Source organism: Halobellus sp. GM3, assembly GCF_052545375.1.
The window spans coordinates 26,581-39,427 of sequence record NZ_JBQWLT010000014.1; the positions used below are offsets into that span (position 1 = coordinate 26,581).

Annotated in this window: 12 protein-coding genes; 6 read left to right on the forward strand and 6 right to left on the reverse strand. The window is 67.1% G+C overall.

Annotation, left to right across the window (positions count from 1 at the left end):
• Positions 1-4: 4 nt before the first annotated feature.
• Entirely contained in the window at positions 5-1,162 is a 1,158-nt protein-coding gene (locus ACT3HL_RS16300) for a tubulin/FtsZ family protein (RefSeq protein WP_445087813.1), read from the reverse strand.
• An 89-nt stretch (positions 1,163-1,251) separates the two neighbouring features.
• Positions 1,252-2,664 (reverse strand): 7,8-didemethyl-8-hydroxy-5-deazariboflavin synthase subunit CofH, encoded by a 1,413-nt coding sequence (cofH, locus tag ACT3HL_RS16305; RefSeq protein WP_445087814.1) that lies wholly within the window; start codon positions 2,662-2,664, stop codon positions 1,252-1,254.
• 134 nt (positions 2,665-2,798) lie between these two features.
• Between cofH and ACT3HL_RS16310 the strand changes: the two genes are divergently transcribed.
• Positions 2,799-3,881: a phosphoribosylaminoimidazolesuccinocarboxamide synthase gene (locus ACT3HL_RS16310; protein WP_445087815.1), complete on the forward strand. Its 1,083-nt coding sequence runs from the start codon at positions 2,799-2,801 to the stop codon at positions 3,879-3,881.
• Between the two features lie 59 nt (positions 3,882-3,940).
• Here ACT3HL_RS16310 and ACT3HL_RS16315 read toward each other — a convergent pair whose 3' ends face one another.
• Positions 3,941-4,930, reverse strand: a complete 990-nt coding sequence (locus tag ACT3HL_RS16315; protein ID WP_445087816.1) for a formyltetrahydrofolate deformylase — start codon at positions 4,928-4,930, stop codon at positions 3,941-3,943.
• Positions 4,931-5,118: 188 nt separating this feature from the next.
• On the opposite strand from ACT3HL_RS16315, the gene purS reads away from it, so the two are divergent.
• Together purS and purQ are read left to right on the forward strand one after the other, a co-directional pair.
• Entirely contained in the window at positions 5,119-5,370 is a 252-nt protein-coding gene (purS, locus tag ACT3HL_RS16320; protein ID WP_445087817.1) for a phosphoribosylformylglycinamidine synthase subunit PurS, read from the forward strand.
• Complete coding sequence (gene purQ / locus ACT3HL_RS16325; protein ID WP_445087818.1) at positions 5,370-6,047, forward strand: phosphoribosylformylglycinamidine synthase I; 678 nt, start codon at positions 5,370-5,372, stop codon at positions 6,045-6,047. Before purS ends, purQ begins: the two co-directional genes overlap by 1 nt.
• A gap of 87 nt (positions 6,048-6,134) precedes the next feature.
• On the opposite strand, the gene ACT3HL_RS16330 is transcribed toward purQ, so the two are convergent.
• The gene (locus tag ACT3HL_RS16330) at positions 6,135-6,602 is read right to left on the reverse strand and encodes an SRPBCC family protein (RefSeq protein WP_445087819.1); all 468 of its coding nucleotides are present in this window, start codon (positions 6,600-6,602) and stop codon (positions 6,135-6,137) included.
• Positions 6,603-6,766: 164 nt separating this feature from the next.
• A complete protein-coding gene (locus tag ACT3HL_RS16335) occupies positions 6,767-7,864 on the reverse strand; it encodes an archaeosine biosynthesis radical SAM protein RaSEA (protein WP_445087820.1) in 1,098 nt (365 codons plus the stop codon).
• A 159-nt stretch (positions 7,865-8,023) separates the two neighbouring features.
• Between ACT3HL_RS16335 and ACT3HL_RS16340 the strand changes: the two genes are divergently transcribed.
• Positions 8,024-9,961, forward strand: a complete 1,938-nt coding sequence (locus ACT3HL_RS16340) for an aldehyde ferredoxin oxidoreductase C-terminal domain-containing protein (protein WP_445087821.1) — start codon at positions 8,024-8,026, stop codon at positions 9,959-9,961.
• A gap of 56 nt (positions 9,962-10,017) precedes the next feature.
• Here the strand turns inward: ACT3HL_RS16340 and ACT3HL_RS16345 are convergent, their stop codons facing one another.
• The gene (locus tag ACT3HL_RS16345) at positions 10,018-10,935 is read right to left on the reverse strand and encodes an MBL fold metallo-hydrolase (RefSeq protein ID WP_445087822.1); all 918 of its coding nucleotides are present in this window, start codon (positions 10,933-10,935) and stop codon (positions 10,018-10,020) included.
• A gap of 198 nt (positions 10,936-11,133) precedes the next feature.
• On the opposite strand from ACT3HL_RS16345, the gene ACT3HL_RS16350 reads away from it, so the two are divergent.
• Together ACT3HL_RS16350 and ACT3HL_RS16355 are read left to right on the forward strand one after the other, a co-directional pair.
• On the forward strand, positions 11,134-11,532 hold the full coding sequence (locus tag ACT3HL_RS16350; protein WP_445087823.1) for a DUF5778 family protein: 399 nt from the start codon (positions 11,134-11,136) through the stop codon (positions 11,530-11,532).
• Positions 11,533-11,888: 356 nt separating this feature from the next.
• The gene (locus ACT3HL_RS16355; RefSeq protein WP_445087824.1) at positions 11,889-12,797 is read left to right on the forward strand and encodes a methyl-accepting chemotaxis protein; all 909 of its coding nucleotides are present in this window, start codon (positions 11,889-11,891) and stop codon (positions 12,795-12,797) included.
• Positions 12,798-12,847 lie beyond the last annotated feature (50 nt).

A 12,847-nucleotide genomic window follows, 5' to 3' on the forward strand; every position in this document is an offset into this window, starting at 1 on the left:
CCAGCTAGAACAGCGGATCGATCTCTCCGTCGCCCTCCCAGACGAGGTCGCGGAGCGCTTGCGGGCGCTCTGCGGCGCGCGCTTCGAGGTTCTTTTGCGTTTCGACGCCGATCTCTTGGAGCTCTTTGATGCGGGGCACGTCGGTGACGCCCGAGAGGACGACGACGGCGGCGACGTAGTTCGACTCGGGGACGGGGTAGTCGCCGCCGCGGACCTCCATCGTCCCGATCTCCTCTTCGAGCCACTTTCGGGCGCTTTCGACGCCCTTCCGGCTGAGATACTGCGGCGGGCCGCTGACGACGACCAGCGCGCGCTCGGTGCTCTTGGGGTTCGCCGGGAGCGTCAGGTTGCCGAGCGTGGCCCGGCGGACGGCGGTGGTGATCCGGTTGAGGACCTCGGTCTCGTCGGGCGCGGCCTCTCGCCGGCCGAACAGCCCCCGAGGCGCGCGGTCGAGCCGCGAGTTGGCGAAGCCGATCGTCGAGACGCCGCCGCCGGCGAGCGTGTTGATGATCTCCGAGGCGTCGACGACCGACTCCGGGACCGCCGACCCCGACACCTCGCCGGCGCCGAGGAGGACGCCGATCCGCCGGGCGATCTCCTCGTTGAGGCTCGCGTAGCCGCCGTGGAGGCTCTCACCGCTCGTCCGCCAGGCGTCGTTGTCGAAGACGAGGAGGTTGTCGACCTCGCGGACGAACGTCCGGAACGACCGCGCCGCGTTCAGCGTGTAGATCCCGCCCTCGTCGCTGCCCGGCAGGATCCCCAGCCCGTAGACCGGCTCCGTGTAGAGGCGCGAGAGCTCTCGGGCGATGACCGGGCCCGCGCCCGAACCGGTGCCGCCGCCGAGCCCGGCGACGACGAGGAACGCGTCGACCTCGTGGACCGGGAGGTCGTCGACGGCGCCGATCACCTCGTCGATGTCCTCCTCGGCGACCGTCACACCGAGTTCGTTGTCGGCGCCGCACCCGTGGCCTTTCACGCGCGACTGGCCGATGAGAACCCGATTTTCGACCGGGATCCGCCGGATCCCGAGCAGATCCGCGCGTGCGGAGTTGACGGCGACGGCGTCGGTGACGAAGTCCACCCGGCTCGACGCCTCGTAGTCCAAGATGGCGTCGGCGACCTTGCCGCCAGCCTGCCCGACGCCGATGAGCGCGACCTTCATTGCTGTCTGAGCGGTTCGTCGCCGACGACAATAAGGCTCCGGCCGCTGCCGGTCGCATCGGTCGTTCGTCCGGTGTCCGCCGTCCGGCGTCAGTCGTCAGCACCCGCAGCCCCGGGCGCCGACGACCGCGGGTCGAGTATCGGCGTCCCGTCCGCACGCGGGCCGAGCCGCGGGCCGTGCGGTGGATCGTCGGGATCGATCGCGCGTCGGGTCCGGTAGTCCGTCGAGCGCTCGACCGGGCGCCGACCGATCGCCGTCACCATCTCGACGTAGTCCGCAAAGGAGCGGAACTCGCCGTAGGTGCCGCCGGCGCGGGTCGTGATCTCCTCTGAGAGGACCGTCCCCATAAAGTCGTTCGCGCCGCAGTTGAGCAGCTTCAGCGCCTTGGCGTCGCCGAACTTCACCCACGAGGACTGCACGTTCTCGACGTTGTCGAGAAAGAGCCGCGAGACGGCGACGAGCAGTTCGTCCTCGGCGTCGGTCGCGCCGCCGTCGACGACGCCGCGCTCGTACAGCGGCGTGTGCTCGTGGACGAACGACAGCGGGACGAACTCGGTGATCCCCCCCGTGCGGTCCTGGAGGTCCCGGAGCACCTTCAGGTGGCGGACCCGGTGGGCCGCGTTCTCGACGTGGCCGTACATCATCGTCGCGGTGACGTCCAGCCCGGCCGCGATCGCGCCCTCGAGCGCCGCGACCCACTCGTCGGTCCCGATCTTCCCGGGGCAGATGACGTCTCGGACCTCGTCGACGAGGATCTCCGCCGCGGTCCCGGGCGCGGAGTCGAGTCCGGCCTCCCGCAGTCGCCGGTAGACGTCCTCGTACGACCAGTCGGTGCCTCGGCGCGCGTGCTGAGCCTCCTCGGGGGTCATCGAGTGGAGGTGGACGCCGCCGACGGACATCGCGCGCAGCTGCTCGACATACGTTCCGGGGTCGGTCTCGTAGCTCTCGGGCGGCTTGTAATCGACCGCGCGGGCGGGATCGTCGTGCGACGCGAGGATCTCGCGGTGCTCGTCGTTCAGCGCGAACGCCGGGTGCAGCCCCGACACCGACGTCACCTCGTAGATTCCCCGTTCGAGCGCGTCTTCGACGATCGATCGCGACTCGGCGGGCGTCTTGGTGAACCCCGCGTGCTCGCCCTCGAATGCGGTCTCGAACTGGTGGGCGGTGTCCTTGTAGTTGCAGAACAGACAGCCCGTGTTGCAGGCGGTCGTGACGTTGTTGTTCAGGTTCGCGACGAACGTCACGTCCTCGCCGACGACCTCGGCGCGGCGCCTGTCCGCGGCCTCGAGGACTCGCTCTTTGCGGACGGGATCGATCCCTCGACGATCGGTCCCGGTGGTGATGAGTTCGATCCCGTCGTCGACGGTCAGGCGATCGCCGGCGCGGGCCTTCGAGAGGGCGTTCTCGAACGACTGGTCCGTCTCCGGGACGACATCGAAGTCGAAGTCGGCGCCTGATTCGGAGACGGATCGGCCGCCGGACGCCGCCGCTGACTCGCGCATATCACCCATCGGGGCGCCGAAACTCAAAAACTTGGGCGTACCGGCGGTACCGGCGATCCAGACGTTCACGCGCCGAGCGGGGTGTGGCGGCGAGAGTGGAAGCCTTCTTGTGCGCCGGTAACCCCATTCGGCGTATGACGAGCGTCAAGGAGTTCCGCGTCGAGGCGGAGCCGACCGCGTCCGAACTCGGGCGGGGTCGGTTCGTCTTCACCGACCAGTACTCCGTCTTCGACTGGGGCGAGATGCCCGACCGCGTCCCGCGGAAGGGGGCGTCGCTGTGTACGATGGGCGCGTACAACTTCGAGCTGCTGGCCGACGACGGCGTCCCGACGCACTACGCGGGCGTCTACCCGGCGGACAGCGAGAACGCCGCCGCAGGTGGCGACAACACCGGTCCCGTTCCCCTCGCCGAGTGCGACGAGCCGCCGACGGAGATGGCCATAGCGCTCACGCAGGTGCCGGAGCTCCCGTACCTCGGTGACGGCGAGTACGACTACGACGCCTACCACGCCGCCGCCGGCGAGAACTACCTGATCCCGCTGGAGGTCGTCTTCCGGAACACGGTCCCCGTGGGGTCGAGTCTCCGCTCTCGGGGATCGCCGGCGGCCTACGGCGTCGACGCCGACGAGTACGGCCTCGAGGCCGACGCCGGCGAGTGGCCCGACGAGGTCGTCGACCTCCCGGAGCCGGTGGTCGAGTTCTCCACGAAGTACGAAGAGCAGGACCGCTATCTCTCCCGCGAGGAGGCCGACCTGATCGCCGGCGTCGCCGACCTCGCAGAGCTCGAAGCCCTCGCCCTCGCGGTGAACGACGCGCTGAACCGCCGCGCCGAGTCGGCCGGGTTCGTCCACGAGGACGGCAAGATCGAGTGTCTGTACCACGACGGCACGATAAAGGTCGCCGACGTCGTCGGCACGTTCGACGAGAACCGCTTCTCCTACCGTGGACAGGAGGTCTCCAAGGAGGTCGTCCGGCAGTACTACAAGCGGACCGACCCCGAGTGGGTCGACGCGGTGTCGGCGGCGAAGTCGCGGGCGCGCGCGGAGGGCGTCGCCGACTGGCGGACGCTCTGTGAGCGCTCGCCCGAGACGCTCCCGGCGGACGTCCTCGACGCGGTTTCGGACCTCTACGCCGCGGGAACGAACGCCTACACGGACACCGAGTGGTTCGATGCGCCCGCCGTCGACGACGCGGTCGCTCGCGTCCGCGACCTCTAGAAAGGCCTCATCACCGCGGTCCCGTGGGTCTCTAAACGGGTCGGCGTGCCCCGACCGTATCAGTCGTCGGCCGGGTCCGGGACCGACGGCGACTCGGGCGCGTTCCGGAGCGCCGCATCGAGGTCGTCGACCGGGCCGTCGGGCTGGGCCGCCTCGGCGTCTCCCGAGAGCCCGAGCTGGTAGTCGTCGGCGTCGGCGCTCTCGCGGAGGCTGGTTCGGCCGCGGTGCGACGAGACGGCGGCGTCTAAGTGCAACTGGATGGCTTCGAGGAACGCCTCCGCTTCGAGCGGCTGGCCGCGCTCGCGGAGTTCCTCGACGGAAGCGTCGTCGGGGACGTCGAACGCGCGCTGGGTGATGATCGGCCCCTGATCGAGGTCCGTAGTGACGTAGTGGGCGGTGACGCCCGCGATCCGGATGCCCTCCTCTTTCGCCTGCCGGTAGGCCTTCGCCCCCGGAAACGCCGGCAGCAGAGAGGGGTGGACGTTGATGATGCGGTCCTCATAGCGGAAGACGACCTCGGGGCTGAGGATACGGATGAAGCGCGCGAGCGCCACGAGATCGATGTCGTGGTCGTCGAGCACCTCTAACAGGCGCGTCTCGTCGGGGACGCCGGTCTCGTCGCCGACGTCGACAAACGGGACGTCGTAGGCGTCAGCCAGGGGTTCGAGGTCGTCGTGATTGCCGATCACGACGGCGATTTCGGCGTCGAGACCGCCGTCGGCGCGGGCCTGCAGGAGCGCTTCGAGGCAGTGGCTCTCTTTGGTCACCAGCGCGGCGATCCGGCGCGTCTCGCGGTCCGTCGGGAACCGGACCCGGATATCGACGCCGAGGTCCGCGCCGAGGTCCGAGAGGGCGTCCCGCAGCGTCGACTCGGTGCAGACCATCTCGGAGGTGTCCGCGTGCAGCGTCATCCGGAAGACGCCGTCGCGGACGGCCTGATCGATGTCTTCGACGTTGATTCCGCGCTCGAACAGCAGCGTCGTGACGTTCGCGACGAGTCCCGTCTTGTCCCCTCCGACGACGGTGATTTCGGTCAGATCGTTCGTCATCGCTTCCACCTCGCTGCCGCATCGCGCGGTCTCATCGGTCGGGTCGAATCCCGCGACGGCTAAAAGTATTTCTTTCTATCCGAGTGAATATGCCATACACTGAGACGTCTCCCCCTACTGATATCACGTTTGTGCATACCCGAACCACTCCAAAACGTCTTTTACACACGACCGCGCACTAGCACTCGATGACGACGTACACCGCGACGGTGACGGTCCGCCTCAAGCGGGGTGTGCTGGACCCCGAAGCCGAGACGACCAAGCGCGCGCTCGAGCGCCTCGGCTTCGAGCTCGACGCGCTCCGCTCGGCGGATCAGTTCGAGGTCGACCTCGACGCCGAGTCCCCCGAGTCCGCGGCCGAGCGGGCCGACGAGATGGCCGAACGGCTGCTCGCGAACCCGACGATCCACGACTACGACGTCGAGGTGGCGGAAGCCTGATGAGCGTTGCAGTCATCACCTTCGGCGGGTCGAACTGCGACCGCGACGCCGTCCGCGCGCTCGGACACGTCGGGGTCGACGCGGAGCGCGTCTGGCACGAGGACGGACTGCCGTCGGACGCCGACGGCGTCGTCCTCCCCGGCGGGTTCTCCTACGGCGACTACCTCCGTGGCGGCGCGATGGCCGCCCGCTCGCCGGTTATGGGCGACGTCCGCGACGCCGCGGACGACGGCGTCCCCGTCCTCGGCGTCTGCAACGGCGCACAGATCGGCTGCGAATCGAGGCTGACGCCCGGCGCGTTCACCACGAACGCCAGCGCGCGCTTCCAGTGTGAGTCGGTCCACCTGCGCGTCGAGAACGCCGACACCCGGTGGACGGCCGCTTACGACGAGGGCGACGTGATCGAGATCCCGATCGCCCACGGCGAGGGGCGCTTCGAGATCTCCGATGACCGCTACGACGAGCTCATCGCCGAAGATCGGGTTCTGTTCCGGTACTGCGACCCCGACGGCAACGTCACGAACGAGGCGAACCCCAACGGCTCCCGCGGCAGCGTCGCCGGGATCCTCGGCGAGCGGGAGACCGTCGCGGTGATGATGCCGCACCCCGAGCGGGCGTCGTTGCCCGACCTCGGCCGGACCGTCGACGGGCAGGGCGTCCTGCGCGCGTTCGCCTGAGTCGGGTTTGGACTTCGCTGAGTCGGGTTTGGACTTCGATTTCTGAAAATCGGGTAGCGGAACGTCAGTGGAGGGCCAGCTTGCGGCTCAGGCTGCGGCAGGGGTGGGAGCCTCGGCGGCGACTTCGGCCTCGATGAGGTCCTTCGTGTTCTGCAGGTGTGTCCTGAACTGCCGGTTCGTGTAGCGCGTCGCGACGGGTTCGAGCAGGCGTTCGAGGACCGAATCGCCGAATTCGTAGTCGGCCTCGAGGGCGATCTGCGTCCCGGCGTCGGTCGCCGAGAAGTGGTTCTCGACCGCGCCATTCATTCCGGACCCGACGACGGTGACGTGGAGCCGTTCGTTCGGCTCGACCACCGTCATCTCCAGCTCGGTGTCCAGCGAGCGTCCCAGCAGCTTGTAGGTGCTTCGCATCCGGGCTCCGGTCTCCGTTCGCTCGACGATCTCGAGATTTCGCAGGCTGGGCATCGTTCGGGGCCAGTTTTCCGGATCGCTGTCGAAGGCGAAGACGGTCTCTAGGGGCGCTGCGATCTCGATTGTGTGCTCAAATGTGGTCATTGTTGTGACTCTCTCGTCAAATCATCACGCGCTCGCCTCCGATACGATACCTCGGGTAGCGACGTCGTCTGACTATCTTTGTAGAAGCGCGCTGAGGGCTTATACCCGTAGTGAGCTGTGTTATCGCTCCGTCGATGCCCTCGGTGGGAGAAACGGCGTGCCCGCTACCGCGTGAGCGGCATCCCGTAGCTCGTCTCTTCCTCGACGACGTACTCCCACGTGGTCTCGCAGTCGCAGGAGACCTGCTCGAAGACGGCGGGGTCCTGCCGGCGGTCGAAGTCCTTGATCGCCGTCTGGACCCTGTCGTCGCACTCGCCGCAGTTGTGCGCGCCGCGATCGGAGCCGTGACCGACCGGGTCCGAGATGACGATGGCGTCGACGTCGGCGGTCGCCTCTAAGACCTCGGCGACCGACCAGAGCCACGGCGGGCGGTAGCCGCCGCGGAAGAACAGCTCGTCGACCATCGTGTACCGCTGGACGTTCGTGGGGTTCATCGAGACCGTGTGACAGCCGTCGACGGCGGCGCATCGCCGGACCGAGGAGATCATGTCCTCGAGCGACTCCGACTCCGAGAGGAACGGCGGCTTCAGCAGGAGGTACGCCTTCACACCCGCGCTGACGCCGTCGGCCTCCCAGTGGGCGTCGCGGACCTCTTGGCAGGCGGCCTCGAAGTCCGAGAAGTCGAAGTACTTGTTCACGCAGTCGTGGCGGATCCGGTCGGTCGCGGTCTCCAGTCCGATTGCGACGTCCGTCGACAGGCCGACGTCGGTGAACTCGGCGATCTTCTCGCGGTCGACGAAGTCGGGGAGGGACTCGAGGACGATCCGCTCGCGGTCGGCGAACGTCTCCGCGATCGCCCGCCTGCTCTCGGCGCCGACCTCGCGCTCGTCGAGGAACGACCCCGAGGTGTAGATCTTGACGAGCGGCGACGGCTCCTCGGCGGCTTCGGCCTCGTGTTCGAGACAGACGTCGATCTGGTCCATCAGCGCCTCGTGGGCGACGCTGCCGCCCTCGACGCTCTCGGCGACGTAGCCGCACATCGTGCAGCCGCCGGCGCGGGCCCACCGGCAGCCGCCGGTGTTGAGGATGATCGTGAGCGACTGGACGACGCCGTCCGGCGTGTTGTCCTCGTCGATCCAGACCCGCGTCGGCTCGTGCGGGTCGTAGTGCTTCTCCTTTTCGGCCCTGATCTCCCGCATCACCTGATTGTGGGCGTCCATCCCCTTCCCCCGCTCGTAGACTTCGGGGCTCGGCTGACTCATTGTGCCCTCTTACTCGATGATCCGGTAAATCTCCGTCGTCTGTTCGACGGGTGATCGGGCGCTCGCCGAACGACTGTCCACGGAGGTAACCGAATCCGATTACCCGATGGCAACAACGACTAACCGATTTCGCTGCGTACTAAACTATGGACATTAACTATGACTGATCTTGGAGGATTCAACGACCACGTCGCCCGCGTCGATCTCACCGACGGCGACGTTCGGTACGAGGGAATCGACGACGAGGACGCGCGCAAGTACATCGGCGGACGCGGCCTCGGCGTGAAGTACGTGTTCGATCAGGGTCCCGACGTGGACCCGGAGGGACCGGAGAACCTGCTCGCGTTTATGAACGGTCCGCTCACCGGCACGCAGGCCCCGATGAGCGGACGGATCGCCGTCTGTACGAAGTCGCCGCTGACGGGGACGGTCACGGACTCCCACCAGGGCGGCTGGTCCGGCGCTCGGCTCAAGTGGGCGGGCTTCGACGGTCTCCTCTTCGAGGGGCAGGCCGACGAGCCGGTGTACGCCTACGTCGAGGACGGCGAGGTCGAACTTCGTGACGCCTCCGAGCTGTGGGGGCTCGGCGTCCACGAGGCGATGGACACCATCGAGGCGGAACACGACGGCCAGTTCGGCAAGAACCTCTCGGCGATGGCCATCGGGCCGGGCGGCGAGAACGGCACGAAGTACGCCTGCATCATCAACGAGGACGACCGCGCCTCGGGCCGCGGCGGCACCGGCTGCGTGATGGGTTCGAAGAACCTGAAGGCCGTCGTCATCAAATCCGGCACGAAGATGCCGAAGCCCGCCGAGCCCGAGACGTTCACCGAGGGCTACCAGCAGGCGATGCAGCTCATCCGTGAGTCCGACGTCACCGGCCCCAACGAGGGTGGGCTGTCGCTGTACGGCACGAACGTCCTGATGAACCTCACCGAGGAGATGGACGGCCTGCCGACCAGAAACGGACGATACACCTCGACGCACTCGGAGGCCGACGAGGATCCGAGCGAACCCAACATCGAAGCCGAGAAGGTCTCCGGCGAGAACGTCCGCGAGAACATCCTCGTCGACGAACCGACGTGTCACTCCTGTCCGGTCGCCTGCAAGAAGGAGACCGAGGTCACCTACGAGCGGAAGGGCGAAGAACTGAACGTCCGCGGCGAGTCCTACGAGTACGAGTCGGCGTTCGCGCTCGGCCCGAACTCGATGAACGACGACCGCGACAGCATCGCCGTGATGATCGATATGTGCAACGACCTCGGGATCGACACCATCGAGGCCGGGAACATGATGGCGATGGCCATGGAGATGACCGAACAGGGCAAGCTCGACGACCTCGACGACGCCCTCGACTGGGGCGACACCGAGCACATGCTCGATCTCCTCGAGGAGATCGCCCACCAGAACTCCGAGCTCGGGAAACTGCTGGCGAAGGGTGCACGCCGCATCGCCGAGGCGCGCGACGCCCACGACAACTCGCTCGCGGTCAAGGGCCAGACGATCCCGGCGTACGACCCCCGCGCGATGAAGGGGATGGGGATCGGTTACGCCACCTCGAACCGCGGCGCGTGTCACCTCCGCGGCTACACGCCGTCGGCGGAGATCCTCGGGATCCCCGAGAAGGTCGACCCGACCGAGTGGGAGGGCAAGGGCGAGCTCTGCGCGCTCTTTCAGGACCTCCACGCCATCTCGGACTCCTTCGACATCTGCAAGTTCAACGCCTTCGCGGAGGGCGTCGACGAGTACGTCGCACAGTACAACGGGATGACCGGCCGCGACATCACCGAAGAGGAGCTCATGGAGACCGGCGACCGGATCTACACCCTGGAACGCTACTACAACAACCTCGTCGGCTTCGACGGCGAGGACGACTCGCTGCCGGGGCGGTTCATCGAGGGGGAGGAGGCGATCCCCGGACAGGGGGCCGCCGAAGGGCAGCTATGCGAGCTCGAAGAGATGAAAGAAGAGTACTACGAGCGACGCCAGTGGGTCGACGGCGTCGTCCCCGACGAGCGCCTCGACGAACTCGGCATCGACGTCGGCCCCGGGACGGGCGTCTCCAGCGGCGACAGCGCGGCACCCGCGGACGACTGATTTCCGACCTGAAGCCCACTCCCCGTTCTCTCACGCCGTTCCGGGCGTTTCGATCGCTACTCGCCGCTTTCTCGCTGCCTGTCGAGCGAGATGAGCACGCCCCGTGTGTTCAGGCTCTCCTCGGCGCGCGCCTTCCGCCCGCCCCAGACCTCGACCATCTCGGCGTTGTCCTGGAAGTGCTCGATCACGGCCTCGTCGTCGCCGAGCTCCTCGCGCTTGGCCCGAACGGCCTCGACCCACTCGACAAGCGTTCGCTTGTACCCCTCCATCCGCTCGGGCGCGTACGCCAGCGGGCCGAAGTGCCCGAAGCAGAGCGTCTCGGGGTCGAGATCCTCAACGGTTCGGACGTCGTCGAGGCAGCCCTCGAGGTCGAACTGCGGCGGCGGCGAGGTCTCGCGGATCACGTCGCGCTCGGGCACGTAGATGCCGGTGGCGTCGCCGGTGAAGAGCACGCCGTCGTCGGGCTCGAAAAACAGCGTCTGGTGGGGCGCGTGCCCCGGCGCGTGGATCACCGAGAGCGTCCGGTCACCGAGGTCGACCTCGTCGCCGTCGACGAGCGGTTCGATCCGGTCTGCGGGAACGGGCTTCGGATCGGCGTAGAACTCCCACTGCCCGCCGACGGCCTCCTTCGTCCCCTCGATGAGCCGCGTCGGATCGACGAGGTGCGGGACCCCGATCTCGTGGGTCCGAACGGTCGCGTTCGGACACGCCGCCGCGAGGTAGCCCACGCCGCCGGCGTGATCGAGGTGGACGTGCGTCGGGAGGATGTGCGCGACGTCCTCGCGGTCGATGCCGAGTTCGTCGAGCGCCTCGAAGACGGCCTCGCGGTTCTGTCCGGTCCCGGAGTCGATGATCGCCGGCTCCGCCGCGTCGATGATGTACACGGAGCCGTGCCGTGGGACGCCGTGGAGACCGATATCGACGTGGGAGACGTCGTCTGTTCCCGCTACTGCGAAGAGATCGCCGGTGGCCATACCTGAACCGCGGCCGGTGGCGAAAAAAGCGTTCCGTCCGGAGCGGGACGCGTCGGTGCCGACGTCGGGACTGATGTGGGTGGCGGCGGTACCGATGTGAGTGTCGACGTCGGTATCGGCGACATCGGCTCGGGAACGCCGAGACCGATCCGACATCGAAACCGCCACCCGTTTATCCCGCGCGGTCGACGCCCACGTATGAGCGAGACACTCGACGAGGACCTCTACCAGCGGACCCTCGCGCTGCTCGAGCCCGGCGAGATCGAACTCGTCGGCTCGATCGTCCACACCGACCTCTCCGGGCAGGAGGATCTGGAGATGCACGAACTCACCGTGGCGATAAACGAGGTCATCGCCGATCACGCCGAGAAGGGCGAGACGTACATCTACGCCGGGAACGACACCGGAGAGTTCTCCTCGAACCAGTTTCAGGGCCTCACGCTCGAGGACGAGTCGTTCGTCTGGGAGTGCCAGCAACTGCTTCGGGAGGGGTCCTTCGACATCGTCTTCTACTACGAGGCCGGCCCCGACCAAGACGCGCTTGTCGAGGACTTGGAGTCGCTGGAGTACGTCGACCGCGTGACGCCCGTTCCCTGAACGGTGAAGCTTTTCCTCGCACTTCCGTAGACAGACTCCGACTGGACAGGCCCTGAGGACGGGATCCGACTCCGACCGTCGGCCGAACGGTGAGTCTCATCCGGGATGATCGGAGCGGAACGCGTACGGCCTCCGCTACTGGGAAGATACCGCCTCGGGGTCAAGCCACGAGGCACTCGGCCTGCTCCGCCTGTGGATACGTTTCGGCCACAAGACTCATGTACGGATGTCTATCTGCCACAAGAATTTTGTATAGATATTTATCGGCCACAAGGATTATATTCACACCTTTTTCAGATATCAATCTCGATATTTGCGAATCAACACTTATTGTCGAACGCACCCAGCGCTCGTGTATGTCAATAGAAAAGGCGGAGCAGACCCTCGATGACGCCGAGACCCACGAGGAAGACGACGTCGAGGAGGCGGCCCACGCGCTCGTGGAACTCCAGAGCGCCTCCGACGACATCGCGACGCGGACCGAAGAGATCGCCGCGCTCTCCCGAGAGCAGGCGGAGGGGATGTACGAGGTACAAAGCGAGGTATCGGACATGAGCGCGGCGGTCGAGGAGATCGCCTCCTCGGCCGAGGAGGTCGCAAACGAGAGCGAGCAGGTGAATCAGCTCGCCTCCGACGGCCGCTCGGCGGCGCGGGACACCCGCGCGGCGATGGAGCGCATCGACGACTCCTCCGAGGAGGTGGGCAATCGCGTCCGCAAGATCGACGACAGCGTCGAGGAGATCGACGAGATGGTCGCGGTGATCAACGACATCGCCGACCAGACGAACCTGCTCGCGCTCAACGCCTCGATCGAGGCGGCTCGTGCGGGCGAGGCGGGCGAGGGCTTCTCCGTCGTCGCCGAGGAGATCAAATCGCTGGCGGAGAAGTCCCAGCGCCACGCCGAGGAGATCGAAGAGCTCGTCGACCGCGTCCAGCGAAACACCGAGAAGGCGGTCGACGGATTGGACGACAACGAGGACGCCGTCGACGAGGGTATCGATCAGGTCGAGTCCACGCTGTCGCACCTCGAGGACATCGACGACTCGATCACGGAGCTCAACGGCGGCGTCGAGGAGGTCGCCCACGCGACCGACGAACAGGCCGCGAGCACCGAGGAGATCGCCTCGATGGTGGATCAGACCGCCGCGAACGCCGAGGAGATCAGCGACGAGACCGACGCCATCAGCGCCGCCGTCGAAGAGCAGGCGGCGATGGTCTCGGAGGTCAACGACGGCTTTCAGGAACTGCTGTCGGACGACGCATAACGCCGGACAGACTCGCTTCTTCCCCCGCGAACAGCCCGCTCCGAGACGCT

Excerpts from the sequence above, each read along its gene's own strand:
- ACT3HL_RS16300 (WP_445087813.1), bottom strand. The coding sequence starts at position 1,162 with ATGAAGGTCGCGCTCATCGGCGTCGGGCAGGCTGGCGGCAAGGTCGCC.
- cofH (WP_445087814.1), bottom strand. The coding sequence starts at position 2,664 with ATGCGCGAGTCAGCGGCGGCGTCCGGCGGCCGATCCGTCTCCGAATCA.
- ACT3HL_RS16310 (WP_445087815.1), top strand. The coding sequence starts at position 2,799 with ATGACGAGCGTCAAGGAGTTCCGCGTCGAGGCGGAGCCGACCGCGTCC.
- ACT3HL_RS16315 (WP_445087816.1), bottom strand. The coding sequence starts at position 4,930 with ATGACGAACGATCTGACCGAAATCACCGTCGTCGGAGGGGACAAGACG.
- purS (WP_445087817.1), top strand. The coding sequence starts at position 5,119 with ATGACGACGTACACCGCGACGGTGACGGTCCGCCTCAAGCGGGGTGTG.
- purQ (WP_445087818.1), top strand. The coding sequence starts at position 5,370 with ATGAGCGTTGCAGTCATCACCTTCGGCGGGTCGAACTGCGACCGCGAC.
- ACT3HL_RS16330 (WP_445087819.1), bottom strand. The coding sequence starts at position 6,602 with ATGACCACATTTGAGCACACAATCGAGATCGCAGCGCCCCTAGAGACC.
- ACT3HL_RS16335 (WP_445087820.1), bottom strand. The coding sequence starts at position 7,864 with ATGAGTCAGCCGAGCCCCGAAGTCTACGAGCGGGGGAAGGGGATGGAC.
- ACT3HL_RS16340 (WP_445087821.1), top strand. The coding sequence starts at position 8,024 with ATGACTGATCTTGGAGGATTCAACGACCACGTCGCCCGCGTCGATCTC.
- ACT3HL_RS16345 (WP_445087822.1), bottom strand. The coding sequence starts at position 10,935 with ATGGCCACCGGCGATCTCTTCGCAGTAGCGGGAACAGACGACGTCTCC.
- ACT3HL_RS16350 (WP_445087823.1), top strand. The coding sequence starts at position 11,134 with ATGAGCGAGACACTCGACGAGGACCTCTACCAGCGGACCCTCGCGCTG.
- ACT3HL_RS16355 (WP_445087824.1), top strand. The coding sequence starts at position 11,889 with ATGTCAATAGAAAAGGCGGAGCAGACCCTCGATGACGCCGAGACCCAC.